Genomic DNA, 24,440 nt, shown 5'->3' on the forward strand with positions numbered 1-24,440 from the left:
CGAGCCGGTGTCGGCGTCGGCGGGCACGGTCATCCTCGGCGTGCTGTGTCTGCTGTTCTCCGACCTCAACTCCAACCGCAGCCTCGGACCGGTCGCCGCGCTCGGGATCGTCGCCTCGTTCCTGGCGTCGATGACCTTCTTGCCGGCCGCACTGGCCCTGCTCGGCCGAGCCGCGTTCTGGCCGTTGCGCCCGCACCTGGTCGAGACGCCCGACCCCGACACGAAGACCGACGCCAAGAGCAACAGCGCCACCAGCGCCGACTTCGACGACGCCACCTCGAACACCCATCGCTTCTGGTACGCGATCGCCCAGTGGGTCGCGGCGCGGCCCCGCACCGTGTGGATCGCAACGTTGATCCTGCTGGTCATCGGCGCGTCGTTCGCCCCGATGTTCAAGGCCGACGGCATCGCCCAGACCGACTTCTTCCTCGGGGACGTCGACTCGGTCGCCGGCGCGCAACTGCAGGCACAGCATTTCGACGCCGGTGCCGGCACCCCGACGTGGATTCTCACCCGTGCCGATCGCGCCGACGAGGTCGTCGCCGCGACCCGCGGTGTCGACGGCGTCGCGCAGGTCAGTGTGCTCAGCAGCAACGGCGCGCCCGTAGTCCGCGACGGCGAGGTCGCGGTGCAGGCCACCCTGTCGGACAACGCCGAGTCCCTCGCCGCGCAGGACACCGTCGAACGCATCCGCACCAAGGTGCATGCGATCGAGGGGGCCGACGCGAAGGTCGGTGGTACGACGGCGGTCGACCTCGATACGCGCACCACCGCGATCCACGATCGCAATCTGATCATCCCGATCGTGCTCATCGTGGTCCTCGCGGTGCTGATCCTGTTGCTGCGCAGCATCCTCGCGCCGGTCTTGTTGCTGGCGACCACGGTGTTGTCGTTCGCGACCACGCTCGGTGTCTCGGCCCTGCTCTTCAACGGCCCCTTCGGTTTCCCCGGCGCCGACCCGGTGGTCCCGTTGTTCGCGTTCGTGTTCCTCGTCGCCCTGGGCATCGACTACAACATCTTCCTGATGACCCGGGTGCGTGAGGAATCGATCCGGCACGGCACCCGCGCGGGCATCATCCGTGGGTTGACCTCGACCGGTGGCGTCATCACTTCTGCCGGTGTGGTTCTCGCCGCCACCTTCGCGGCCCTGGCGGTGATCCCGCTGCTATTCCTCGTGCAGGTCGCGTTCCTCGTGGCCTTCGGCGTCCTCGTCGACACACTGATCGTGCGGACCCTGCTCGTACCCGCCCTGTCACTGGACATCGGGAGCCGTATCTGGTGGCCAAGCAGCCTGTCCCACAAGAGATCCGAGCCCGACGAGGACTCCGGCGATCCGGTCACCACAGGTACTCGGGCGTCGGAGGGCAATGTTTCCTGAGGGTTGAGCGATTCCGAACCCCAACCGGCGGGTAACCCGATAGCGTCGGACTCACCGCACAGGGAAAGCAGGTGACCCCCGATGACCATCGCCCAGAAGCCTCTCGCCGAACACTCCAGCCCGACGCGATCGGACTTCGCCTCGCTGCGTCGCGGTGGACTGAACTGGGACTCGTTTCCCTTGCGGCTGTTCGTGAAAGGCAATGGGCGGTTCTGGGATCCGGCCGCGATCGACTTCAGCCGTGATTCCGAGGATTGGCACGAGATCACCGACGAGCAACGACGCAGCACGACGTTTCTGGTCAGTCAGTTCATCGCGGGTGAAGAAGCCGTCACCCAGGACATCCAGCCGTTCATGAAGGCGATGGCCGCCGAGGGGCGCTTCGGCGACGAGATGTATCTGTCGCAGTTCTGCTTCGAGGAGGCCAAGCACACGCAGGTGTTCCGGCGGTGGATGGATGCGGTGGGGCTCGACGACGATCTGCAGTCCTTCGTCGCCGACAACCCCTACTACCGTCAGCTGTTCTACGAGGAGTTGCCGCAGAGCCTGCACGTCCTCGACCACGACCCGTCCCCGCTCCATCAGATCCGCGCCAGCGTCACCTACAACCACGTCATCGAGGGGTCACTGGCGTTGACGGGCTATCACGCGTGGCAGACCGTGTGCACCCGGCACGGCATCTTCCCCGGCATGCAGCGGTTGATCCGGTTCATCGGCGACGACGAGCGGCGCCACATGGCCTGGGGGACGTTCACCTGCCGTCGTCACGTGGCCGCCGACGACTCGCTGTGGGAGGCGATCAACACCCGGATGGGCGAGCTGATGCCGTTGGCGCTGGGCATGATCACGTGGGTCAACGAGCAGTTCGACGAGCAACCGTTCGGCCTGGACAACAACGAGTTCCTCGCCTACGCCGCCGATCGCGCGCAGCGACGGCTGCATGCGATCGAGTCGGCCCGCGGTCGCGACGTCGCCGAGATCGACCTCGACTACTCCCCTGCCGAACTCGAGGAGCGGTTCGGCGAGGAGGAAGCCGAAGCGCTCGGCACCTGACCGCCGACCCCGATGACAAACAACTAGAACACGTTCTAGTCTGTGGGGGTGGATGTCTCCTTTGACGCGACCCGACGCGAGCTGACCACCGACAAGGGCGTGCTGCGCTACCACGAGGCCGGCGCTGCCGATGCACCGCCGCTGATCCTGCTCCACGGCTCCGGCCCGGGCGTGACCGGATGGCGCAATTACCGCGGTAACCTCGGCTTTTTCGCCCAGACCCATCACTGCTACGTCATCGAGTTCCCCGGCTTCGGGGTCAGCGATGCGTGGGAGGGTATGCCGGTGCTGACCGCCGGCAAGTCGGTGATCACCTTCATGGACGCACTCGGGATCGCCTCGGCGCCGATGATCGGCAACTCGATGGGCGGCGTCGTCGGGGTGAACCTGGCCATCCGCAAACCCGATCGCGTCGAGAAGCTGGTGACCATCGGCGGCGTCGGCCCCAACCTGTTCAGCCCCAGCCCGAGCGAAGGCCTCCGTCTCCTGCAGGAGTTCGCGGACGACCCCGATCGCGACAAACTCGTCCGTTGGCTGACCGCGATGGTCTACGACCGCACCCTGGTCACCGAGGAACTCATCAGTGAGCGCTGGGAGGTGGCGATGAATCCCGACGCCTTGGCCACGGCCAGAACGATGTACGGCTCAGCATCTTTCGAGATGCAACAGCAGTTCATGGCGACCGCCGACATCCCGCCGTACTGGGCGATGATGCACAAGATCTCCTGCCCGACGCTGCTCACCTGGGGCCGCGACGACCGGGTCAGTCCGCCCGACATGGCGCTGGCCCCGATGCGGCTGATCCCCGACGCACAACTGCACATCTTTCCGCGGTGTGGCCACTGGGTGATGATCGAGGCCAAGGAGGCCTTCGAGGCGACGGTGGCGGCGTTCCTGGCGAGCTGACCGGCCCCTTTTCCGATTCTTCCCCAAGACTCTCGTTCTTCCCTCAGAAATTGCCAGGGGAAGAACGAGAACCTTGGGGAGGAACGTCCGAACCACCTCAGGCCGCGAGCCCACCCCGCGTCCACCGATCGGTTGACCGAGGTGTGGTCATCCGGTGGATCCGCTGCCCGCTCGATCCGGCCATGCTGGATGTCATGGCAATGATCGAGGTCGCAGGACTGACGAAACGCTACGGCGACAAGCAGGTCGTTCGTGGTGTCGATTTCGAGGTGGCGCAGGGCGAGATCTTCGGCATCCTCGGCCCCAACGGCGCGGGCAAGACCACGACCGTCGAGTGCATCGGCGGTCTTCGCAAACGCGACGGCGGGCACGTCCGCGTCGCCGGATTCGACCCGGCCGACGAGGACCGCGGCCTGCGGGAGGCACTCGGAATCCAGTTGCAGGAGAGTCGACTTCCCGACAAGCAGACCGTCGGTGAGGTGATGCGCCTGTATTCGAGTTTCTACGAAGCGCCGCGCGACTGGCGGGAACTGCTCGAGCGGCTCGACATGCGCGCACACGAGCGCACCTATTTCGCCAAGCTCTCGGGCGGGCAGAAACAGCGGCTGTCGGTGGCACTGGCGCTCATCGGCAATCCGAAGGTCGCGATCCTCGACGAGCTCACCACCGGCCTCGACCCCAGCACCCGCCGCGAGGTATGGGGCCTGCTCGAGGACCTCAAGGACACCGGCGTCACGCTGCTGCTCGTCAGCCACTTCATGGAGGAGGCCGAGCGTCTGTGCGACCGCGTCGCGGTGATCGACGACGGACGGGTCGTCGCGCTCGACACCCCGGCGGAGTTGGCGGCGTCGGTGCACGCCGACCAGCGAATGTCGTTCGTACCCAACGCCATTGTCGACGTCGACGCACTGAGCGCGTTACCCGACGTCCACCGCATCGACCACAGCGGCGAGAGGGTGATCGTCACCGGAACCGACAACGTGGCGTCGGCGGTCATCATCGCGCTGCACGAGCGCGGGATCGCCTGCCGCAAGCTGCGCGTCGACCAGCCCAGCCTCGACGACGCCTTCCTGGCGCTCACCACCGCAACCGAGCCCGACCCCCCAACCGACGCCGATACCGACACGACGCAAGGAGCCCGACGATGAGCGCCGCCACTGCCATGATCGCCTCGGAAGCCCGGCTTCTCGTACGCAACCCGGGTGTCGTCCTCTGGACGGTGATCCTGCCGGTCGCCGCGGCGATCGTGATCGCCGCCATCCCGGCCGCCCGCAAGCCCGTCGGCTCCTTCGGAGGCCTGAGCACCTTTCAGGTGTACCAGCCCATCCTGGTGTTGTTCGTGCTGTCGATGCTCGCCGTCCAGGCGCTGCCCGACGTCCTCACCCGGTACCGGGAAATGGGTGTGCTCAAGCGATTACGCACCACCCCGGTCTCCCCTTTCCTGCTGTTGACCGCCCAGTTCGTGCTCATCATGGGAGTGTCGCTGGTGTGCCTCGCGCTGATCGTGGTGATCCCCGGCATCATCTCCGGCCAGTGGCCGCACCATCTGTTCGGCTTCGTCGTCAGCTATCTGCTGTCGTGCTGGGCATTTCTCGGCCTGGGCATGGTGATCGCGTCGTTGTTCCGTAATGCCAAGGTGGCAGCGGGATTCGGTACCCTCGCGTTCTTCGTGTTGCAGTTCTTCGCGGGCCTGTGGATACCGCGGTCGACGATGCCCGGATGGATGCACACGATCTCGAATCTGACGCCGTCGGGCGCGGGCACCCAGGCATTGGTGGACACGGCGACCACGGGCTGGCCCCCGATCGTCTTCTTCGGCACACTGGTCGTGTGGGGAGCACTCGCCACGATCATCGCGATGCGGACCTTCCAGTGGGAAGAGCCGCGTCGGAGAGCCACGCGGCGCTGCACCCTCGCCCGCGTGGCATCACCCGACGCCGCAACCCACGGCCACCGAGCACCCGGCCTCGCAGCATCCTCCTGCATCGCATTCGAGAACGCGAGCCCCACGGCCGGTGGATCGACTGCCGGACGACGCTGACCTGGCCGGATACGTTGCTGCCGCCGCAATCGGAGGTGTGGGGGCTGCGCGTGCTCACTCTCGCGGGCCTGGTGGTCGCCCAGCTCGTGCCGGCCACCCATCTGCACCATGTGATCGGCGCCGTCCTGATGCTGACGTTGATGGCGTTCACCGAATTCTGGATCCGGATCGACATCACGCCGATGTGGCGGCGGTTCACGGTGTTCGGGATCACCACCGCACTGCTGGCCGCCGCGATCGCCGTGACACCGATGGCCGGGATCGCGTCGTGGGCCGGCTACATGCTTTACGCGTCCCTGTTCACCGGGCCGCCCATGCTGCTGTGCGTCGCCGGCTCGTGTGTGCTGATGACCGCCACCCAGCGCAACGGCTGGCACAATCTCCTCGACCCGTGGTGGGCCTCGATCCTGTGCTGGGCGCTCAACGTGGTGATCGGTCTGGCGGTGGTGGCCGTCATCGATGCCCGTGAGTCCACCCTGCTGCGGCGCCGCGAACTCACCGACGAGCTGATCGCCGAACGCTCTCGCAACGCCGAACTCCAGCAGGAGCTCCTCGAGCAGGCCCGCCGCAGTGGTGTCCACGACGAGCGGGCCCGGTTGGCGCGCGAGCTGCACGACACCGTCGCCCAGGGCTTCGTCGCCGTCGTCACCCAGCTCGAATCGATCGATGAGGACGATCTCGCCTCCTCGGTGCGCGATCGCGTCGAGAACGCGAAAGCCCTTGCGCGCGAAGGGCTCGGCGAGGCCCGTCGAGCGGTCAACGCCCTGCAGCCGCTACCGCTGGCCGCCCGGTCCCTGGCCACCGCCCTGCAGGAGCAACTCGCACTGTTCTCCCGACGTCACGACATCGCGGCGACGCTACGGGTCGACGGCTCCCCACGCCCGCTGGTGGGCGACGATGCGCTGCTGCGGATCACCCAGGAATCACTGGCCAACGTGGCCCGTCATTCCGGAGCCACCCAGGTGGTGACGACCCTGACCTACCTCGACGACACCCTGCTGCTCGACATCCGGGACAACGGGCGCGGTTTCACCCCCGACGAGACGCGGCGTTGTCCGGACGGCGGTTTCGGGTTGACCGCCATGGCCGAACGCGCCGCGCTGATCAACGGGACACTCGAGATCGAAGCCGAACCGGGAGCCGGCTGTGTCATCTCGGTGGCGCTACCGTTCCCGGCGTCGACCGATTGCGTGGGCACGCCGCACTCGGCGGATCGAGCGGAGACGAGGCGATGATGCGCGACGCCACGGATACGACGATCAGCATCGTCGTGGTCGACGACCACCCGGTGGTACGCGACGGTATTCGCGGCATGCTCGAGCGGGAGCCCGGGATGTCGGTGATCGGCGAGGCCGCCGATGGAGCCGAGGCACTCACCACGATCGCCCGACTGCACCCCGACGTCGTGCTGATGGATCTACGGATGCCCGAACTCGACGGGGTGGGCGCGATCCGAGTGCTGCGAGCCGAGAACCCGGACGCGCCACGGATACTCGTGCTCACCACCTACGACACCGACACCGACATCCGGGCCGCGGTCGACGCAGGCGCCGACGGATACCTTCTCAAGGCGACGCCGCGTGCCGATCTCATCGCCGCGGTACGCCGCGCCGCAGCCGGTCAGAGCGTCCTCGACCCGAGTGCCTCGGCAAGTCTGATGAGCCGCAACCGGTTCGAGGCGCTGACCGAACGCGAATGCGAGGTGCTGCGGGCGGTGGCCGGTGGCGGCACCAATCGTCAGGTGGCCGCCGAGCTGATGATCAGTGAGGCCACGGTGAAGACGCACCTGCTGCGGCTCTACCCCAAGCTCGGCGTGAAGGACCGCGCCGCCGCGGTGCGGGTGGCCTTCGAGCGCGGCTTGATCCGCTGAGCGTTTATTCGCTTGCGCCCTCGCCACCCGCCCTGGCAGAGTTCACTCCCGCACGAGAGAGCAGCCGATCGCGGGGTACCGTCGATCATGTTCTGCGCGTTGTACTCTCGTGCATCCATTTAAGGTATGGCTACGGTCCGTGCTACGGCACCGGGGTTCGACTCCCCACTCGGCACCGCCCCCGGGAACCCCGGTGGGCCTCGGTCCTGCGGCCACGCGTGGAGGTCTCGCGCGTGTCCCCACCGACGCACCCGCCCGCGGGCGGTGTCCGCCGCCATACACCGCCGCCGAAGGGAGGTTCGCCTTGTCCATCATCACATCCGCATTCGCCACGGTCTCCGTCCCGGCCGGCCATTGCGTTCTCGAATACCGCCGTGGACGACTGTCCCGGACCTTGACACCCGGCCAGTACCGTCGGCGTCGGACGGCAACCCACACCTGGCTCGACATGCGTGCGCGCGTCATCTCGGTTGCACCGCAGGAGATCCTCACGGCCGAGGGAGTGTCGGTTCGCGTGACGGTGGCCCTGCGCGCGACGATCACCGACCCCGTCGCCTTCGTCGAACAGTCCAACGACCCCTGGTCGGCCATCTACCTCTCGGCTCAGGTTGCGCTGCGCGACTCCTGTGCGTCGGTGTCGCTCGAGGATCTGATGGCACGTGGTGATGCAGTCGACATGGGCGTCGTGCTCGCCGCTGCGCGAACGGTCGGTGCGACCGTGGGTGTGACCGTCGCCGAGGCGCTCCTCAAGGACGTCATCGTGCCGAGTGAGATCCGTTCGGCGGCAACCGAGCTGATCTCCGCCAAGGCACGCGGCCTGGCCAAGCTGGAGACCGCACGCGCGGAGACGGCTGCATTGCGCTCACTCGCCAACGCCGGCCGCGTGCTCGACGCACACCCGGCACTGGCACAGTTGCGCCTGGTCCAGGAAGCGCCGCATGGCACCAGGCTGGTGTTGTCGGTGGGTGATGCTGCGCAAGTGGGCGATTCGGCTGCCGCGCAGGTGGCCGACGACGACTGACGCAACCGTCGCCACCGACGACGACACCCGGGGAGGAAAGTTTCTTCCCCGGGTGTCCCACTCGTCCCCCAGAGATTTCCTGCGGACGAAAGCGAAAGTGGGGGAAGAAGATTCTTCCCCCACTTTCGCGTATCGCTCAGCTCATCAAGCGGCTCAGTACTTCTCGCCCTTGTTCGCCTTCTCCACCAGCGAGGCCGGCGGCTCGAACTGCGCGCCGTACTTCTTGGCCAGTTCGCGCGAGCGTTCGACGAAGCCGGCCAGGCCGCCTTCGTACTGGTTCATGTACTGCACCACACCGCCGGTCCAGGCCGGGAAGCCGATGCCGAAGATCGAGCCGATGTTGGCGTCGGGCACCGAGGTGATGACACCTTCCTCGATGCAGCGCGCGGTCTCGACGGCCTCGGCGAAGAGCATGCGCTCCTTGAGGTCCTCGAGCGACTGCTGGCTGCTTCCGGAGTTGAACTTCTCCCGCAGACCCGGCCACAGCCGCACGCGCTTGCCGTTCTCGTCGTACTCGTAGAAGCCGGCGCCTTCCTTCTTGCCGGGACGGCCCTGCTCGACGAGGTAATCGATGACGGCGAACGATCCGTGCTGCGGGAATTCCTTGCCCTCCGCCTCGGCGGCAGCCTGGGATTCCTTACGGATCTTCTGCATCAGGATGAGATTCAGCTCATCGGACAGCTGCAGCGGTGCGGCCGGGTATCCGGCCTGGGTGCCGGCGTGCTCGACCAGTGCCGGTTCCACACCTTCGCCGACGGCCGCGATGGCCTCGTTGATGAAGGTGCCGATGACCCGGCTGGTGAAGAACCCGCGGCTGTCGTTGACCACGATCGGGGTCTTGCGGATCTGCAGGGTGTAGTCGATCACCTTGGCCAGCACCGCATCCGAGGTCTTCTCACCACGGATGATCTCCACCAGCGGCATCTTGTCGACCGGCGAGAAGAAGTGGATACCGATGAAGTCCTCCTGGCGCTTGACGCCCTGGGCGAGGATCGTGATCGGCAGCGTCGAGGTGTTCGAGCCGAGCACGGCGTCGGGCTCGACGATGTCCTCGATCTCCTGGAACACCTTGTTCTTCACCTCGACCGACTCGAAGGCGGCCTCGATGACGAGGTCGACACCCTTGAAATCGGCGGCGTCGACGGTCGGCGTGATCCGCGCGAGCAGCGCGTCACTCTTCTCCTTGGTGGTCTTGCCCCGCGAGAGCGCCTTCTCCTCGAGCTTCTCCGAGTAGCCCTTGCCCCGCTTGGCAGCCTCGATGTCGATGTCCTTGAGGACCACCTCGATGCCGGCCTTGGCCGAGACGTAGGCGATCGCCGCACCCATCATGCCCGCGCCGATGACGCCGACCTTCTTGGCGGTGTACTTGTCGTAGCCTTCCGGCCGCGAGCCACCGTTGTTGATGTGCTGCAGGTCGAAGAAGAACGCCTTGATCATGTTCTGCGCGACCTGACCGGTCACCAGCGACACGAAGTAGCGGGTCTCGATGATGTCGGCGGTGTCGACGTCGACGTAGGCGCCCTCGATGGCCGCGGCCAGGATGGCGCGCGGAGCCGGCATGTTGGCGCCCTTGATCTGCTTGCGCAGGATCGCCGGGAAGGCGGGCAGGTTGGCCGCGACCGACGGATTGGTGACCGCACCACCGGGCATCTTGTAGCCCTTGACATCCCACGGCTGGACCGCTTCGGGGTTCGCCTTGATCCATTCCTTGGCGGCCGGCACGAGTTCTTCGACCGAGCCGACGAGCTCATCGACGAGACCAGTCTCCTTGGCCTTGGCGGCGTTGAACCGCGGGCCCTGCAGGAGCACGTTCATCAGCGCGGCCTGGAAGCCGAGCAGGCGCACGGTACGCACGACGCCACCGCCACCGGGCAGCAGGCCGAGGGTGACCTCGGGCAGACCGATCTGGACACCCTTGATGTCCGCGGCAATGCGGTGGTGGGTGTGCAGCGCGAGCTCGAGGCCGCCACCGAGTGCGGCACCGTTGATGGCGGCGACGACCGGCTTGCCGAGGGTCTCGAGCCGACGCAGCACCTTCTTCATGCCGTTGGTGCGCTCGGTGATCGCGGTGGCGATCTCCTCTTTGGTCTGGGTCTGCTCGGCGGTCATGTCCTTGAGGTCGCCGCCGGCGAAGAAGGTCTTCTTCGCCGAGGTGATGACGACACCGGTGATGTCGTCCTTCTCCGCCTCGAGACGATCCACCGTGGCGGCAATCGAGTCCATGAACGTCTGGTTCATGGTGTTGGCGCCCTGGCTCTTGTCGTCCATGGTCAGGATGACGACGCCGTCGGCATCCTTCTCCCAATTGATCATGTTGTCACTCATGGTTTTTCGCAGATTCCTTTGGTGAGGTGGCCGTCAGAGACGCTCGATGATGGTCGCGACGCCCATGCCGCCGCCGATGCACAGGGTGACCAGGCCGTAGCGACCGCCGGTGCGCTCGAGCTCGTCGAGGCAGGTACCGAAGATCATCGCGCCGGTCGCACCGAGCGGGTGACCCATCGCGATCGCGCCGCCGTTGACGTTGACCTTCTCGTGCGGGATCTTCAGATCCTTCATCCACTTCATGACGACCGACGCGAACGCCTCGTTCAGCTCGAACACGTCGATGTCGTCGACGGTCAGACCGGCCTTCTTCAGCGCCAGCTCGGTCGCCGGGGTCGGACCCGTCAGCATGATCGAGGGCTCCGAGCCGACCTCGGCGAAGGCCACGACGCGACCGCGCGGGGTCAGGCCGTTGCGCTTGCCGGCCGCCTCACTGCCCAGCAGCACGACCGCGGCACCGTCGACGATGCCGGAGCTGTTACCGCCGGTGTGGACGTGGTTGATCTTCTCGAGGAAGGGGTACTTCTGCATGATCACGTCGTCGAAGCCGGCCATCTCGGCGAGCGCGGCGAAGGCGGGCTTGAGCTTGCCCAGCGATTCCACGGTGGTGCCCGGACGGCGGTGCTCGTCGTGATCGAGCACGATCACACCGTTGATGTCACGAACCGGAACCACCGACTTGGCGAAGTAACCACTCGTCCACGCCTTCTCGGCGCGATTCTGCGACTCGACGGCGTAGGCGTCGACGTCCTCGCGGCTGAAGCCCTCGATGGTGGCGATGGTGTCGGCACCGATGCCCTGAGGGGTGATGTAGTGGTCATAGGCGGTCGCCGGGTCCATGAACAGGGCGCCACCGTCGGAGCCCATCGGGACACGGCTCATCGACTCCACGCCGCCGGCCAGGACCAGATCGTCGAAGCCGGAGGCGACCTTTGATGCCGCCATGTTGGTGGCCTCCAGGCCCGACGCGCAGAAGCGGTCGATCTGGGTGCCGGGGACGGTCTCGGGCAGACCGCTGTTGAGAGCCGCGGTGCGGGCGATGACGCCGCCCTGCTCACCGACAGGCGACACGACACCCAAGATCACGTCGTTGATCTCTGCCGGGTCGAGTCCCCCGTGCCGGGCGAGAACCTCGTTGATGATCCCCGATGCGAGATCAACCGGCTTGATGCTGTGCAGCGCTCCGCCGCGCTGCTTGCCACGCGGCGTACGCAACGCCTCGTAGATGAATGCTTGATCGGCCACGATGCTGTGTTCCTTTCACATGAACCGGAGACGGTTACCACGACAGGCTAACGCGGAATAACTTATTTGGCCATACCCGGTGGTCAACACTTGATCCGGACCGGCAATTCTGCGCTATGGTCGATTCACCATGCCTAGCCCGAAGCCCACCCGCGCCCGACCGGCCGACCGCAAGCGGCAGCTCGCCGACCACGCGGCGACGCTATTCGCCGAGCGCGGCTACACCCAGGTCGCCCTCGCCGACATCGCGCGGGCGGCCGGTGTCACCGCGCCCTCGGTCTACCGGCACTTCGCCGACAAGCACGCCTTGCTGTTGGCCGCGGTGATGGGCGGCGTGGACGAGTTGGAGGCGTGCACCGACCGGTTGCTCGAGGGCACCGACTCGAGCCCGGAGGAACTCGTCGACGCGGTGTGTTCGATCGGGGTGCGCAGACCCGCGGCCACGTCACTGTGGCGCTCGGCCAGCCAGCACCTCAGCGAGGAGGAGAACCGGGTGATCGTCCTGCGCATCCGCGGCGTCATGCACCGGTGGGCCGGGGTCCTCGCCGCGGGCACCGGCATGCCCGAACGCGAGGCCGTCGAATTGTGTTGGGCGACGCTGAGCGTCGCCGGAAGTCTGGGCGTGCACAACGCGCGCCTGTCGGCCACCCGGTCGTTGGCCGAGCTCAAGATCCTCGTGCATCGGCTGATCACCCTGCGACCCGACTCGGCCCCGCCGATGGTGCCGGCGCCGGTGATGACCGGCGGATCCCGTACCCGCCGCGACGAGATCCTCGACGCCGCAGCCGAATTGTTCGCCCGACGCGGCTATGCCGGTGTGGGCGTTGACGATATCGGCGCCGCGGTGGGGATCACCGGTCCGAGTGTCTACCGGCACTTCAGCTCGAAGCTCGCCATCCTCGTCGGCATCGGCCGGCGCAGCGCCACCCGGCTGGAGGCCGGCGCGATGGCCGCTCATTCGACCACGTCGGACAGCGCGAAACTCCTGTCCCTGCTGGTCGATTCGTACGTCTCGACGCTCACCTCCAGCCCGGACCTGTCGGTCGGTTTCAACAACTCGGCGGTCTTCATCGGCCAGTCCGACGCCGCCGACCTCCTCGACGTCCAACGCAACTACGTCGCCCGCTGGGTCGACCTGATGACGCGCACCCATCCCGACCTCGACCGGCCGGAGGCAGGCGTGGCCGTACACGCCGCGTTGTCGATCGTCAACGACGCCGTCCGCGTCCGACGCGGCACCTCGCGCCCCGACTTCCCGGCCCGGATGGCATATCTGATGAAGGGTGTCCTGGGGGTCTGACACGAGGCTCGTGTCAGCGGCGTACGCCACCACCGTTGCTAGACTCACCGGGACCACGACGACGGGAGCCGCCCCGATGAGTTCCGCCGCTGATCCCGGTGAGCCACGCTATTCCCGCGACGAGCTCATCGCCGAGCTGGGAGTCTCGCCGGAGTACGCCGAGAGGCTGTGGAACGCCTTCGGTTTCGCGCATCGGACCACGACCGACAAGATCTTCACCGCCGACGAGGTCGACGCCTTGCGGCTGTTCGCCAGTTCCGAGGAGACCCTGCCGGAGCAGGCCCAGATCGCCACCGCCCGGGCGATCGGACAAACGATGTCGCGGCTGACCGAATGGCAGGCCGACCAGATCCTGGATCTCGATCGCAATCCGGACGTCCCGTGGACCCGCGAGCAGATGATCGGCGCCATCGATGTCATCCAGCGATTGATCTGGCGGCGTCACCTCAAGATCGCGCTCGAACGCGACGTCGCCCGCGACTCCGACGAGAAGCACGATCTCGTGGTCGGTTTCGCCGACATCGTCGGCTACACAAGCCTGTCGCGGCGCATCGGGATGGGCGAGCTCGAAGATCTACTCGAGAACTTCGAGGAGCGCACCTTCGACATCGTCACCGACCGCGGCGGTCACGTCATCAAAACCCTCGGCGACGCGGTGATGTTCAGCTTCGACGACAGTGCCGACGCCGCCGCCGCGGCGCTCGCGATCCAGCGACTCAGTGACGACGGACCGATTCCACCCCTACGGGTCGGGCTCGCCCGCGGTGCCGTCCTGAGCCGGCTCGGCGACCTCTTCGGTGAACCGGTCAACATCGCTGCCCGCCTGTGTGGTTCGGCCCGGCCGGGTACCGTCCTGGTCGACGAGGCCCTTGCCGCCGACCTCACCGACGCCCAACCCTTTCACCTGCGGTCGATCTCAGCACTGTCGGTGCGGGGGTATCGCAAACTGCGGGCCAAGGTCCTCGAGGCCAACAAGTACTACGAGGGTGATCCGGCAGCGCCGTAGACCGAGACCTCGGTGGCCTTCACGCTCAGCACGACGTCGGTGCCCGGACTCAGATCGAGGTCGACGACCGACGCCCAGGTCACCTCTGCCCCGATCCGGTGCTCGCCGCATCGAGTGCGGACCAACGCCCGATCACCCTGCGGTATCACGTCTTCCACGACTCCGTACCAACTGTTGCGCGGACTGCCCTGCGGGTCTCGGAGATACACCGCCACCGCGCGCGGCGAGAAGGCCGCCGCCGCCCGACCGGCGGCTGCGGATTCGACCACGGTACCGACCACCCGGATGCCGTCGTCGGCGACAACGGTGCCGGCGTCACGCAACTGCCCGACGATCAGGTTCGTCCCGGCCAGCGACGCCGTGAACGCCGATTCGGGCCGGGTGAGCACCGAGGTGGTGGGGCCGGTCTGCACGATGCGGGCGTCGTCGATCACCGCGATCCGATCGGCGAGGCTGACCACGTCGATCAGATCGTGGGTGACCAGCACCGTCATCCCGGCACGGTCGGCGAGGAGATGACGCATCAGCGAACGCATCTGTTGGGCCACATCGACATCGAGCGCGGCGAACGGCTCGTCGAGCAACAGCACCTCGGGTTCGGTGGCCAGCGCACGCGCGATCGCAACCCGCTGCGCCTGCCCACCGGACAGCCCCGACGGCATTCGGTCGGCGAGGTCAGCCACCCCGACCGCGTCGAGCCAGCGCTGTGCTCGATTCCGGATGTCCTTGCGCGACAACCCGGCCGCCGCCGGGCCGAATTCGACGTTGCGCCGCACCGACAGATGACCGAACAGTCTGGCCTTCTGCTCGAGCAACACCACCGATCGACGGTGTGGTTCGACAAAGGTCCGGTCGCCCTGCAGAATTCGCGATCCGACCGCGACCCTGGAGTCGGGGGTGCGACGCAGGCCCGCCACGATCGACAGCAAGGTCGACTTCCCGGCTCCGTTCGGGCCGATGATGCCGAGGGTGTCGCCGGGCTCGACCTCGATATCGGCGACCAGATCGGGGACAGTGCACCGCACCGATGCTCGAAAACCCTGCTGCTCCAGCGAATTCATCGCCATACCGGTCACGCCGCCACCACGGTCGAGCGTCGCAGGTGGACACCGACGACGATCACCAGGGCCACGACCATCAACACCAGGGCGAGCGGCAACGCCTGACTCGGGTCGTTGATCGCGTCGAGGTAGATCTTGAGCGGTGCGGTCTGCGTGGTTCCGGGAAGGTTCCCGGCGAAGGTGATGGTGGCACCGAACTCGCCGAGTGCACGGGCGAATGCCAGGACCCCACCGGCCAGCAGCGCCGGACGCGCCATGGGCAGCGTCACCCGCCACAGGGTGCGCGTCGGTGACGCACCGAGAGTCGCCGCGATCCGCTCGAACCCCTGATCACCACTGCGCAACGCGCCCTCCACGCTGAGCACCAGAAATGGCAGTGCCACAAAGGTTTGCGCGATCACCACCGCCGGAGTGGTGAAGGCCAGCGTGATGCCGACGCGGTCGAGGTACTGTCCGACGAGACCGTATCGACCGAGCGCATAGAGCAAGGCCACTCCCCCGACCACCGGCGGCAACACCAGCGGGAGCAGAACCAGTGCGCGGACGACCCGGACGACGACGCCGTCGTAGCGGGCGAACACGATGGCCATCGGCACCCCGAGTACCACGCAGACCACGGTGGACACCACCGCGGTGACCACCCCCAACCGCAGTGCCGCAACGGAATCCGGTGAGGTCACCGAGGAGACGAAGATCCCCCACGGCATCCGCACGATGATCGCCAGGGGCCCGATGAGGATCAGCGCCACCCCCAGCAGGGCGGGCAGATGAATCCATCGGGGAACGCGGCGCATCCGGAGATCGGCGAGGGTCAGTTCGGCGCGGCGAAACCGGCGTCGGTGAGGATCTTCTGACCGGTCTCGCCGAGCACGAAGCTCATGAAATCGGTTGCCTGCTGCTGATGTTTGCTCGCCTTGAGCGTCGCGATCGGATAGTTGTTGACGACCTTGCCGAAGGCTGCGTCGTCGACCACCGTCACCTTGCCGGGCACCGTCTTCGCGTCGGTGACGTAGACCAGTCCGGCGTCGGCTTCACCGGAGGTGACCTTGGTGAGTACCGCGGTCACCGACGACTCCTCGCTCACCGGCTTGACGTCGACGCCGGTATTGCGTTCGACCTCGGCGGTGGCCGCACCACAGGGCACCTCGACGGCGCACACCACGGTGCGGATCGACGGATCGGAAAGGCTCGCGAAATCCCGCACCTGCTTGGGATTTCCGTTCGCGGTCACGATCACCAGGGTGTTGCGGGCGAAGACCTGCGGCGCGTTCACGAGACCGCCGAGCTTGCCCATGGTCGGTTCGTCGGCGGTCGCGATGACATCGGCGGAGGCACCCTGCTTGATCTGATTCACCAGCGCCGACGACCCGGCGAAGTTCAGCGTGACATCGACGTCGGAATGCTGCTTCTCATAGGCGGTCTCGATCTCGGTGAACGTCTTCTTCAGCGACGCCGCCGCGTAGACCGTCAGCGGGGTCTTGTCGTTGTCGTCGGAAGAACAACCCGCCGCGAGGCCGGTGATGAGCGCTGCGGCGCTCGCCAGGCACGCCAAGCGGGTCACACGTCGAACCGTGGTCATCTGTACTCCTTGTCGGGGTTACGGGAGATTTCGGGATCGCTCACTGAACGACGGGTCACAAATCCGCGGCGGCACGTTCGACGATGACGGTGGTCGCCTTGACCACCGCGGTCGCCACGACACCTGGCTCGAGTTCGAGTTCGCGGGCCGCCTCGGCGCTCATCAGCGAGGTCACGGCGAACGGCCCGCATTGCAGACCCACCTTGGCCATCACCCCGTCCATCTCGACATCGGTGACCAATCCGGTGAACCGGTTGCGCGCCGAGGTCAGCATCGGCGATGTCGCGGCATCGGCGTGGGCGCGTTCGACGGCGATCTCGGCCAGGCGCGCACCGTCGACCGTCGTGACCCCGCCGGCCGACCCGGCAGCGTTGTCGGTGCTCGCGGGTAACGTTCCGGCCGCAATCCATCGCCGCACGGTGTCGTCGCTGACTCCCAGCAGAAGCGCCGCATCACGGATCCGGATCGAGGGCATGGCACGTAGCTTATCCGCAGAATCGGAGAGATCGTCGCTCACCAGCCGCATTCGCGGTATTCGACGTGTGTTTGCTCGTTCACCGATGAATTGCGCATGCGCTCGCGGTCCATACCTGCGAGCACTGCCGGCGCCGAGAAAATCGTTGGCCAACCCACCCGTTCCGTCTACTAGCGTGGAGAACCATGACCGCAGCACCCTCCTCAGGAGCCGCATTCGGCGACCATCCCGCGATCGAAGCTGTCGATCTGGTCAAGACCTTCGGCGACTTCACCGCCGTCGACGGCGTGTCGTTCTCCGTGGCCCCGGGATCGGTTCTCGGCCTGCTCGGCCCCAACGGCGCCGGCAAGACGACGATCGTGCGCATGATGACGACGCTGTCCACCCCGACCAGTGGCACCGCGCGCATCGCCGGTCACGACGTCATCGCCGAACCCGACGCGGTGCGCCGGAACATGGGGTTGACCGGGCAGGCCGCCACCGTGGATGAGATCCTCACCGGTCGCGAGAATCTCAAGATGATCGGCGGGCTCTACGGCATCGGCCGTCGCGACCTCGCCCGGCGCAGCGTCGAGCTCCTCGAACAGTTCTCGTTGGCCGATGCCGCCGACAAACAGGTCCGCTCGTACTCAGGTGGTATGCGCCGACGACTCGACCTGGCCGTGAGCCTCCTGGCCGCACCACCGGTGCTGTTCCTCGACGAACCGACCACCGGCCTCGATCCGCGCAGCCGCAACGAACTGTGGGACGTGTTGCGCGAGTTGGTGAAGTCCGGAACCACCTTGTTGCTGACCACCCAGTACCTGGAGGAAGCCGATCAGCTCGCCGACGACATCGTCGTCATCGACCGCGGCGCGATCATCGCCCACGGCACGCCGCTGCAGCTGAAACAACAGGCAGGCGCGGCCAGCGTGGTGATCACCGTCTCCGACGACGCCGACCTCCCGCAAGCACGGGACCTGCTGTCGCGCAGCGGCAACGAGGTCTTCGTCGACGAGAACGCGCGGACCGTCACCACCGCTGCCGCGGGATTGTCGGATCTGACGCGCATCGCCGGCTGGTTCGACGACTCACAGATCGCCGTCGACGACCTCGGCCTGGTCCGTCCGAGCCTCGACGACGTCTTCCTCTCCCTCACCGGCCATCGCGCCGAAGACGCCCCTGCCGACGACGAGTCGGCCAACGAAGGAGCAGCATGACCACCACGAGTGCCTCCACCACCGCGACCGCCCGTACCGACCGGCCTGCGGTACACCAGACGAACCTGGCGCAGCAGTCCTGGATCATGGTGCGCCGCAATCTCATCCATACCCGACGCATGCCCGAGATGCTGTCGGATGTGACGATTCAGCCGATCATGTTCGTGGTGCTGTTCGCCTTCGTCTTCGGTCCGGCGATCAGCCTCGGCGTACCCGGGGTGAGCTACAAGGAATATCTGTTGCCCGGCATCATGGGACAGACGATCGTGTTCACCGCGTTCATCGTCGCCACCGGGATCACCGCCGACCTGGAGAAGGGCATCGTCGACCGCTTCCGGTCGTTGCCCATCCGCCGGTCGTCGGTGCTGGTCGGACGCAGCATCGCCAGCCTGATCCACTCCTCGATCGGCATCGTCGTGATGGCCCTGACCGGGCTGATCATCGGCTGGCGGATCACCACCTCGGTCGCCGAGGGCGCGTTGGGTTTCGCGCTGGTGCTGCTCTTCGGTTTCGGGATGATCTGGTTCGGTGTGCTGATCGGTTCGTGGCTGCGCAGTGTCGAGGCCGTCAACGGGTTCATGTTCTCGATCCTGTTCCCGATCACCTTTGTCTCCAACGCCTTCGTGCCCACGCAGAACATGCAGTCGTGGCTGCGGGCGATCGCCGAATGGAACCCGATGTCGGCGCTGGTTCAGGCGATGCGCGTGCTCTGGGGCAACGGCCCCGACGCCGCGGCCGACGCCGCCTGGCCGCTGCGTCATCCCGAACTCGCAACGCTCATCTGGGCGATCATCCTGACCGCGATCTTCTCCCCGTTCGCATTGCGCAACTACGCCAAGCGCACGGCCGACTGACCCGGCAGGGAGCACCCGCCGCCGATGGTCGACGTGCTTACCACCGGTTCGAGACCCCCTGCGCCGACGCCGATTCCGAACCAGCACCGGCCGACAACGGTCTCGAGGCTCTTCGCCCCAGGGGGCTCGTCACACCTCGACCAACGGCAAGCGACCATCCCACCCCGATGGTCGAGGTGCGTAGGAGCGATAGCGACGAAGCCTCGAGACCCCCTTGCGCCGAGGCTGTTTCCGTACTACTCCGTGACTGCGAGCGCGGCGAGCGGATCGCTGTAGACGGCGTCGAGGGAGACCGCACCGGCTGCCTGCTGCTGGACCGTCGTGCCCGAATGCGAGACGCGGACATCGCGATTGGGCACCACCGAGGTCTCCCGCAGCGATCCGGCGACGACGGGCAGGGTCGTCGGGTAGTCGGTGAAGGCCTGCCCACCGAGGATCACGTGATCGGGGTTGAAGATGTCGGCGATCAGCGCCACCGTACGGCCGAGTACCTGGGCTCGCTCCTCGAGCAGGGCGCGGGCGGTCGCGTCACCGCTGCGGGCCAGAGCCAGCACCCCCTCGATGTCGTTGACCGGCAGATTCAGCGACTGCGCCGCCTCGACGACACCCGTATCCGACACGGTGGGCTCGAGCCGACCGGTCCGGTTCGGGTCGAGCAGCGTGGTACCCGACGCAGGGAAGTGCCCGATCACCGGCGGCCCTCCGGCAGGGGTGTGCACGGTGCCGTCGACGCTGAAGGCGATCCCGACCATCTCGCGGGCGTAGAAGTACAGGAAGCTCGACCGCTGATCGGCGTCGGAACCGCTGGGGTTCACGACGAGCTCGGCGGCGGCCATGGCCTCCACATGCGACGCCACCGACACCGGCAGCCCCACCGACTCGGCGATGACCTGCCCGACCGGAGCGTTCTCCCAGCCCAGGCGTGGGTGGTCGACGAATCCGCCCGGCGACACCCGACCGCCGACGGCGACGCCGGCCCAGAGGACGCGACGAGTGGTCCAGCGGCCGAGAAAGCGTTGGGCGCTCTCGCCGATTGCGGCGAGGGTCTGTTCCGGGGTGTCGGCGATCGGGGTGGGGATCTGGATCGCGCCGACCACGCGGTGGAGCAGATCATGCGTGGTGATGGAGGTGACCTTGTAACCGATGTGGATGCCCAGGGTCAGGAACGTCGAGACGTTGAGTTCGAAGGGCAGTCGCGGCCGCCCGATGGCGCCGGCCGGTGCGAGATCGGCGCGTTCACGCAGCAGTCCGGCCTTGAGCAGTGCGCCAACCTGGCGGTTGACCGTCGAGATGGACAGTCCGGTAAGTTCGGCGGCTTCGTCCCGGAACACCGGGCCCGAGAGTCGGGCGGTACGCAGCACCAGCGCCGAGGGCTTGGTGGAGAGTTCGAGTTGCGGGGTCGCTACGTGGATGCCTCGACCCCCCTTGCGCAGCGCCCGCGTATCGACCCGGGCGGAACCACCGGGGATCGGACGGGGCCGGACGACGCGCGGCGAGGCGGGCGACGGAGCGGTGGTGCGGGTGCGGTGGTCGATCGTTGCGGTCATGAGTGAATGTGTCCTCGTGAATGTGCCACAGGCTGCCATCGGCGTCCAACGGTCGAGTGTCTCGACGGGGGGCTGCGGCGCCGAGGCTTTCAGCACCGCGAATGGCGTTGTTGTGGGAAGGGTTGTCAAAGAGGCGAAGGAGATCGCGGGCGTCGGGAAAGGACGCTGAGAGACTCGGCGATCAGGACATTCGACAACAACACAGGACACGAGCGAACGGCAGACGACAACCCAGGGCGGTGATCATGTAGGTCACCTCCGGGATGCGGCTGTTCTCGCTGCACGTCATGGACCTCAAGCTAGCAATCGGCGCGCCGCATCCGCAAGCGCGCACGTGCACACGTCACACCTGGCAACACGCGCCCTGACCTGCACACATGGGCGCTCACCGGCGATGATAGGCCGACCGTGGTGCGCCGACCCGGGTTTGACGCACGCCGCACAAAAGTCGCCGGGGCCCGCCACCGGGTCGTGAGTCTGTCAATCGCCTGGAAGCTGTCAGGGGGCCGTCGTAGCCTTGTCTGCATGTCCGTCACCCCCGCCACTCCTCCGGCGACGACTCTGGCCTCCGGCCCCTCCGACGCCGAGTTCCTGGCGGCCACCGAGCCCTTCCGCCGCGAGATCATCGCCCACTGTTACCGCATGATGGGGTCGCATCACGACGCCGAGGATCTCACCCAGGAAACCTATCTACGCGCGTGGCGCGGGTATGCGAAGTTCGACCGGCGCGCGTCGGTCCGCACCTGGCTGCACAAGATCGCCACCAACACCTGCTTGACGGCGCTGGGCAGCAGCCAGCGTCGCCCGCTGCCGTCCGGACTCGGCGGCGACGCGTACGACCCCACCGACACCCTCACCCAGGACCACGAGGTCCCCTGGCTCGAGCCGTACGCCGGCACCGTCGACGAGATCACGCCGGGCGACGACGCCGACCCCGCCTATGTCGTCGGCGCACGCGAATCCATTCGTCTCGCGTTCATCGCCGCCCTGCAGCACTTGCCCGAGCGTCAGCGCGCCGTTCTGATCCTGCGGGATGTGTTGCAGTGGAAGGCAGCCGAGGTCGCCGACACCATCGGCGTCACCACCGCCACCGTCAACAGTCTGCTTCAGCGCGCTCGGGAGCAGCTGAAAAATGTTCGCACCGAAGAGGATTCGGCATCCACACTCGATGACGACGCGAAGCGCGAGTTACTGGCCAAGTACGTGTCGGCCTTCGAACGCTACGACGTCGACGCCATCGTCGACATGTTCACCGATTCCTCGATCTGGGAGATGCCGCCGTTCACCGGTTGGTATCTCGGCGGCGAAGCCATCGGCACGCTCATCCGCGGCAATTGCCCTGCCGAGAAGGCAGGCGATCAGATCCTGCTGCCCACCATCGCCAACGGGCAGCCGGCCTTCGGTTTGTACATGCGCGAGCCCGACGGCGTCCATCGTCCGTTCCAACTGCAGGTTCTCGAGTTGGACCCCGAAGCCCGTGCGGTCGCCCACGTGGTCGCCTTCTTCAGCGAGACCATGGAGCAGGACTTCGCCCGCTTCGGGCTCCCGGCCACCCCGTACGACGCTCCTGCCGCGGCCGGCCCCAGCGCGTATCACCAGCCGGACTGAGTCGCCCGCCCGTCACGCGATGTTCTCCGACGCCACTCCATCTCGCCGCGGGCGCCCGCGACCCTTCGCCCGGTACATGGCCTGATCGGCCTGTTCGACCAGCTCGTCGAACAGGTTGGCCGACAACGGCTCTGCTGCGGTGGCGATTCCGGTCGACACCGTGATCGACGGGTCCGGGAACGCACTGATCGCGCGGGCGGCGGCCCGGGCGCATGCCCGGAACCGGTGATCGCCGACCCGGCCGATGACCACGAATTCGTCGCCACCGACGCGCGCGATGAGTGCCTCGGGACCGAAGACCTCGGTGAGTACGTCAGCCACCCGGGTGAGCGCGGCGTCGCCGGCACCGTGCCCGAAGGTGTCGTTGACGTGTTTGAAGTCGTCGACGTCGACCAACATCACGCCGCACGCCTCACCGGAGACCGGGTGCACCACGGACTCGGCGTCGAGACGTGCCAGATGGTCGACGAGGCCACGCCGGTTGGCGACGCCGGTCAACGGATCGCACAGTGAGTCGTCGGCGTTGGTACGCATCACCCAGTATGCGAACTGCACGACCGGCAGGCCCGCACACACCATCATCTCCCCCAACGCCTTCGGCATCCCGACCCCGACGAGCACGGCGATACCCTGCTCCCGGCCCAGCAAGATCAGCAGGACCACGAGCACCACGCCCGTGACGGTGAGGTGGACGGCCTGCACGCTCGGGGTGGAGAACAGTGCCACCACGATGCCGAGGACGGCGAAGAACGAGATGCCGGCGATACCGGTGATGCGGTCGGAGTGTTGCAGACAGGCGGCGCCGATGGTGATGTCCCCGACGATGACCAGCCCGACGATCTCGCGCTGGCTGGGCCATGGCCCCAGCCAGCGCAGCGCCCACAGCACCCCCACCGCCACGCAGATCCACATGACCAACCGGCTGCTCGAGTAGGCCAGTTGCGCGCCCACGATCGCATTGAACAGCACCGCCAGAGCCATCGCCAGCCCGCCGAGGGCACAGCAGTGCGCCAGGAATCGTCCCCACCCGCGCCGCGCGCAGAACTCGCGTAGCCACCGGCCCTCGTCGCCGGAGCGTGACCATTCGCGAATGAGGTCACGAACCGGCCGGCGACCGACTCCACTCGGTTGTTGCCCTGCGTGCGACTCGCCTGCGTGCGACTCGCCTGTATGCGACTTGCCTGTGTGCGTCTTCTCCACCTCGTGGTCCTCCCCACCGCATCCGGTGCCCGGAACGGACCATCGCGATTCGCTGAAACAAATAATCGCATTCGGCAGGCGCAACGTTACTGCCGAGTCAGCTATCGGTCATTCACTTCGCCAACCCGGCTCGCCGGCGATCTGCGCGCCGTCCATCCACACGAACTCCCAGGCGTGCCCGTCGGGGTCGCAGAAACTGCGGGCATACATGAAGCCGAGGTCGTCGGCGGCACGCAGCGGCGTGGCCCCGGCGTCGAACGCCGCGTCGGCGCATCGGTCCACCTCGGTCCGAGACGACGCCGACAACGCCAGAACTGCCTCCCGCCCGGCTCGCAGATCAGCCACCGGCGACGACGCGTAGCCGCAGAAACGGTTGCGGCGGTGCATGATCACCATCGTCTGCTGGTTCACCGACATGCACAGGGTGGACCGATCGCAGAACATCTCGTCGAAGACGAATCCGAGCCGGCCGAAGAACTCGCGCGATCGCGACACGTCGGCGACGGGCAGATTGACGAACATCATCGGCGCCACCACCCACCGCCCGGTCCGGAACTGCGCCGTCCGCGCCGTCCGGAGAAGGGTGTCGGGGGATCGCAGCTGTGCATGGTCACCTAGGACTGACCCGTCGGCACCCGCGAAGTCATCGGCAGAGGTCATGCCCACCCTCGAGGTCACCGACGTCGAGGCCCCCAATAGGCTCGGTTCATGGGTGTCATCTATCTGGTGCGGCACGGTCAGGCCGACCCGCAGGCGTACGGGATCGTCGGGG

General features: G+C 66.9%; 22 protein-coding genes. 13 read left to right on the forward strand and 9 right to left on the reverse strand.

The window, feature by feature from the left end; translation table 11 throughout:
- The 8 genes from B1964_RS22845 to B1964_RS22880 form a co-directional block, all read left to right on the forward strand.
- Positions 1-1,378, forward strand: a 1,378-nt coding sequence (locus tag B1964_RS22845) for an MMPL family transporter (protein ID WP_172398934.1), incomplete at its 5' end; no start/stop codon positions are given.
- Between the two features lie 81 nt (positions 1,379-1,459).
- The gene (locus tag B1964_RS22850; RefSeq protein ID WP_079931395.1) at positions 1,460-2,431 is read left to right on the forward strand and encodes a R2-like ligand-binding oxidase; all 972 of its coding nucleotides are present in this window, start codon (positions 1,460-1,462) and stop codon (positions 2,429-2,431) included.
- A 48-nt stretch (positions 2,432-2,479) separates the two neighbouring features.
- Positions 2,480-3,337 (forward strand): alpha/beta fold hydrolase, encoded by an 858-nt coding sequence (locus B1964_RS22855; protein WP_079931396.1) that lies wholly within the window; start codon positions 2,480-2,482, stop codon positions 3,335-3,337.
- A gap of 194 nt (positions 3,338-3,531) precedes the next feature.
- Positions 3,532-4,485, forward strand: coding sequence for an ABC transporter ATP-binding protein (locus B1964_RS22860; protein ID WP_079931403.1), 954 nt, complete (start codon positions 3,532-3,534; stop codon positions 4,483-4,485).
- Positions 4,482-5,378 (forward strand): ABC transporter permease, encoded by an 897-nt coding sequence (locus tag B1964_RS22865; RefSeq protein WP_253194136.1) that lies wholly within the window; start codon positions 4,482-4,484, stop codon positions 5,376-5,378. Before B1964_RS22860 ends, B1964_RS22865 begins: the two co-directional genes overlap by 4 nt.
- Positions 5,379-5,428: 50 nt before the next feature.
- Entirely contained in the window at positions 5,429-6,613 is a 1,185-nt protein-coding gene (locus tag B1964_RS22870; RefSeq protein ID WP_253194137.1) for a sensor histidine kinase, read from the forward strand.
- Positions 6,613-7,248: a response regulator transcription factor gene (locus B1964_RS22875; RefSeq protein ID WP_079931404.1), complete on the forward strand. Its 636-nt coding sequence runs from the start codon at positions 6,613-6,615 to the stop codon at positions 7,246-7,248. The genes B1964_RS22870 and B1964_RS22875 overlap by 1 nt, the downstream gene beginning before the upstream one ends.
- A gap of 304 nt (positions 7,249-7,552) precedes the next feature.
- Complete coding sequence (locus B1964_RS22880) at positions 7,553-8,269, forward strand: slipin family protein (RefSeq protein WP_026920389.1); 717 nt, start codon at positions 7,553-7,555, stop codon at positions 8,267-8,269.
- A 153-nt stretch (positions 8,270-8,422) separates the two neighbouring features.
- Here the strand turns inward: B1964_RS22880 and B1964_RS22885 are convergent, their stop codons facing one another.
- Together B1964_RS22885 and B1964_RS22890 are read right to left on the reverse strand one after the other, a co-directional pair.
- Positions 8,423-10,594: a 3-hydroxyacyl-CoA dehydrogenase NAD-binding domain-containing protein gene (locus B1964_RS22885; RefSeq protein ID WP_020172599.1), complete on the reverse strand. Its 2,172-nt coding sequence runs from the start codon at positions 10,592-10,594 to the stop codon at positions 8,423-8,425.
- A gap of 33 nt (positions 10,595-10,627) precedes the next feature.
- Positions 10,628-11,839 carry an acetyl-CoA C-acetyltransferase gene (locus tag B1964_RS22890; protein ID WP_006369376.1) on the reverse strand — a complete coding sequence of 404 codons (1,212 nt, stop codon included), beginning with the start codon at positions 11,837-11,839 and terminating at the stop codon, positions 10,628-10,630.
- Positions 11,840-11,969: 130 nt separating this feature from the next.
- On the opposite strand from B1964_RS22890, the gene B1964_RS22895 reads away from it, so the two are divergent.
- Together B1964_RS22895 and B1964_RS22900 are read left to right on the forward strand one after the other, a co-directional pair.
- Positions 11,970-13,139, forward strand: coding sequence for a TetR/AcrR family transcriptional regulator (locus B1964_RS22895; protein ID WP_079931397.1), 1,170 nt, complete (start codon positions 11,970-11,972; stop codon positions 13,137-13,139).
- Positions 13,140-13,215: 76 nt separating this feature from the next.
- Complete coding sequence (locus tag B1964_RS22900; RefSeq protein ID WP_079931398.1) at positions 13,216-14,145, forward strand: adenylate/guanylate cyclase domain-containing protein; 930 nt, start codon at positions 13,216-13,218, stop codon at positions 14,143-14,145.
- Here the strand turns inward: B1964_RS22900 and B1964_RS22905 are convergent.
- The 4 genes from B1964_RS22905 to B1964_RS22920 are packed head-to-tail and all read right to left on the reverse strand — an operon-like array spanning position 14,118 to position 17,260.
- Positions 14,118-15,212: an ATP-binding cassette domain-containing protein gene (locus B1964_RS22905; RefSeq protein ID WP_253194139.1), complete on the reverse strand. Its 1,095-nt coding sequence runs from the start codon at positions 15,210-15,212 to the stop codon at positions 14,118-14,120. The two genes, B1964_RS22900 and B1964_RS22905, sit on opposite strands and share 28 nt — an antisense overlap.
- A gap of 5 nt (positions 15,213-15,217) precedes the next feature.
- Complete coding sequence (locus tag B1964_RS22910; protein WP_006369372.1) at positions 15,218-16,000, reverse strand: ABC transporter permease; 783 nt, start codon at positions 15,998-16,000, stop codon at positions 15,218-15,220.
- Between the two features lie 17 nt (positions 16,001-16,017).
- Positions 16,018-16,785 (reverse strand): molybdate ABC transporter substrate-binding protein, encoded by a 768-nt coding sequence (gene modA, locus B1964_RS22915; RefSeq protein WP_006369371.1) that lies wholly within the window; start codon positions 16,783-16,785, stop codon positions 16,018-16,020.
- 55 nt (positions 16,786-16,840) lie between these two features.
- Positions 16,841-17,260: a TOBE domain-containing protein gene (locus tag B1964_RS22920; protein ID WP_006369370.1), complete on the reverse strand. Its 420-nt coding sequence runs from the start codon at positions 17,258-17,260 to the stop codon at positions 16,841-16,843.
- A 185-nt stretch (positions 17,261-17,445) separates the two neighbouring features.
- On the opposite strand from B1964_RS22920, the gene B1964_RS22925 reads away from it, so the two are divergent.
- Positions 17,446-18,459, forward strand: a complete 1,014-nt coding sequence (locus B1964_RS22925) for an ATP-binding cassette domain-containing protein (RefSeq protein WP_079931400.1) — start codon at positions 17,446-17,448, stop codon at positions 18,457-18,459.
- Positions 18,456-19,313 (forward strand): ABC transporter permease, encoded by an 858-nt coding sequence (locus B1964_RS22930; protein ID WP_014358596.1) that lies wholly within the window; start codon positions 18,456-18,458, stop codon positions 19,311-19,313. The genes B1964_RS22925 and B1964_RS22930 overlap by 4 nt, the downstream gene beginning before the upstream one ends.
- Positions 19,314-19,549: 236 nt before the next feature.
- Here B1964_RS22930 and B1964_RS22935 read toward each other — a convergent pair whose 3' ends face one another.
- Positions 19,550-20,860: an ROK family protein gene (locus tag B1964_RS22935; protein ID WP_026920390.1), complete on the reverse strand. Its 1,311-nt coding sequence runs from the start codon at positions 20,858-20,860 to the stop codon at positions 19,550-19,552.
- 525 nt (positions 20,861-21,385) lie between these two features.
- On the opposite strand from B1964_RS22935, the gene B1964_RS22940 reads away from it, so the two are divergent.
- The gene (locus tag B1964_RS22940) at positions 21,386-22,468 is read left to right on the forward strand and encodes a sigma-70 family RNA polymerase sigma factor (protein ID WP_079931401.1); all 1,083 of its coding nucleotides are present in this window, start codon (positions 21,386-21,388) and stop codon (positions 22,466-22,468) included.
- A 12-nt stretch (positions 22,469-22,480) separates the two neighbouring features.
- On the opposite strand, the gene B1964_RS22945 is transcribed toward B1964_RS22940, so the two are convergent.
- Together B1964_RS22945 and B1964_RS31210 are read right to left on the reverse strand one after the other, a co-directional pair.
- Complete coding sequence (locus tag B1964_RS22945) at positions 22,481-23,668, reverse strand: GGDEF domain-containing protein (RefSeq protein WP_079931402.1); 1,188 nt, start codon at positions 23,666-23,668, stop codon at positions 22,481-22,483.
- Between the two features lie 108 nt (positions 23,669-23,776).
- Positions 23,777-24,440: hypothetical protein (locus B1964_RS31210; RefSeq protein WP_253194138.1), on the reverse strand; the 664-nt coding region annotated here is incomplete at its 5' end.

This window comes from Gordonia sp. i37 (assembly GCF_002043085.1).
In the GTDB taxonomy this organism is placed as follows: domain Bacteria; phylum Actinomycetota; class Actinomycetes; order Mycobacteriales; family Mycobacteriaceae; genus Gordonia; species Gordonia polyisoprenivorans.